The sequence below is a fragment of the Mesorhizobium sp. M7D.F.Ca.US.004.03.1.1 genome (assembly GCF_003998635.1).
In the GTDB taxonomy this organism is placed as follows: Bacteria; Pseudomonadota; Alphaproteobacteria; order Rhizobiales; family Rhizobiaceae; genus Mesorhizobium; species Mesorhizobium loti.
Window position 1 is genome coordinate 1 of record NZ_RZQG01001149.1, and the last position, 1,660, is coordinate 1,660.

2 protein-coding genes are annotated in these 1,660 nt (G+C 64.9%); one reads left to right on the forward strand and one right to left on the reverse strand.

All coding sequences use genetic code 11. The features are described 5' to 3' along the window. Positions 1-564 (forward strand): MlrC C-terminal domain-containing protein (locus EN935_RS34950; protein WP_164771642.1); only part of this gene is annotated, 564 nt, incomplete at its 5' end. 147 nt (positions 565-711) lie between these two features. Here EN935_RS34950 and EN935_RS34955 read toward each other — a convergent pair. Next, positions 712-1,660, reverse strand: a 949-nt coding sequence (locus EN935_RS34955) for a M3 family metallopeptidase (protein WP_245489130.1), incomplete at its 5' end; no start/stop codon positions are given.

Consider the following 1,660-nt stretch of genomic DNA (forward strand, 5'->3'; position numbering starts at 1 on the left):
GTGCCGGGCGACGGCACCTTCGTGCTGCGCCAGATGCTGGCGCGTGGCCTGGACAAATTCGGTGTGGCGACGATCTGGGATCCGATCGCGGTCACCTTCTGCCTGGCGGCGGGCGAGGGCGCGGTCATCGACCTGCGCTTCGGCGGCAAGGCCGGGCCGCAGGCCGGCGAGCCGATCGACGCGCGCGTGCGCGTGCTGAAGGCGGTTGCGGAGGGTTGGCAAAGTTTCGGGCCAAGCCGGGTGACGCTGGGGCCGACGGCGCTGGTCCGCCTCGAAGGCACCGAGGTCGACATCATCCTCAACACCAATCGCACGCAGACCTTCGAGCCGGATATCTTTTCCAATATCGGCGTTGACCCACTGGCCAAGGACATGCTGCTGATCAAGTCGACCAATCATTTCTACGCCGGCTTCGAGCCGATCGCCGCCGAGATCATCTATGTCTCGGCGCCGAGTTCGTATCCAAGCAATCCGGCGGTGACCAACTACACCAAGCTTACGCGGCCGATCTGGCCGCGGGTGGCTGATCCTTGGAAGAGTGACGCTGGCATTCTCCCCCCTTGAGGGGGAGATGTCGCCGAAGGCGACAGAGGGGGTCGTCTTTCGTGGAGTGCCAACTTTCTTCTGTCGCAGGAGGCCGAGTCCGGTCGGACCGACCTCCTCTGGCCGCTTCGCGGCCATCTCCCCCTCGAGGGGGGAGAGTGTGCAGCGCTATACCAGTCCGCGCTTGGCCATCATCGCTTCGGGCGAAGGCATCTTGCCACGGAAAGCCGTGTAGAGCTCTTCCGGGTCCTTCGAGCCGCCGGCGGCGTAGATGTTCTTGCGCAACCGCTCGGCGAGCGCCGGGTTGAAGGGGTCGCCGGTCTCCTCAAAGGCGGCGAAGGCATCGGCGTCGAGCACTTCCGACCACATGTACGAGTAATAGCCGGCCGAATAGCCGTCGCCGGAAAAGACATGGCCGAAATGCGGGGTGCGGTGGCGCATGGCGATGGTGTCAGGCATGTGCAGCGTCGCAAGCGTTTCGGCTTCGAAACGAAGCGGCGCTTCCGGTGCATCCGGTCGGGCGTGATAGGCCATGTCGATCAGCGCCGAGGCGGTGAATTCGACCGTGGCGAAGCCGGCGCCGAACGTGCGCGCCGCCAGCATCTTGTCGAGCAGCGCCTTCGGCATCGGCTTGCCGGTCTTCACGTGCAAAGCGTGCTTTTCCAGCACCGCCGGCACCGTCAGCCAATGCTCGTAGAGCTGCGAGGGCAGTTCGACGAAATCGCGGCTGACCGAGGTGCCCGCGACCGACGGCCAGGTGACGTCGGTCAGCATGCCGTGCAAAGCATGGCCGAACTCGTGGAACAGCGTCTTCGCCTCGTCGACCGAGAGCAGAGCCGGCTCGCCAACCGGCGGCTTGGCGAAGTTCATGATGTTGTAGATCACCGGTTTCGAGCCGTGGCCGAGCCTATAGCCGGACTGCAGCGCGCTCATCCAGGCACCGGAGCGCTTTGATGGCCGCGCGAAATAGTCGGCGAGGAACAGGCCGCGCTCGCTGCCGTCGGCATTCTTCACCACGAACACACGCGCGTCGGGGTGCCAGGCCGCGATGCCTTTTTTCTCCTCGAAGGTGACGCCGAACAGCCGTGTCGCCACGTCGAAGCAGGCGTCGATGATC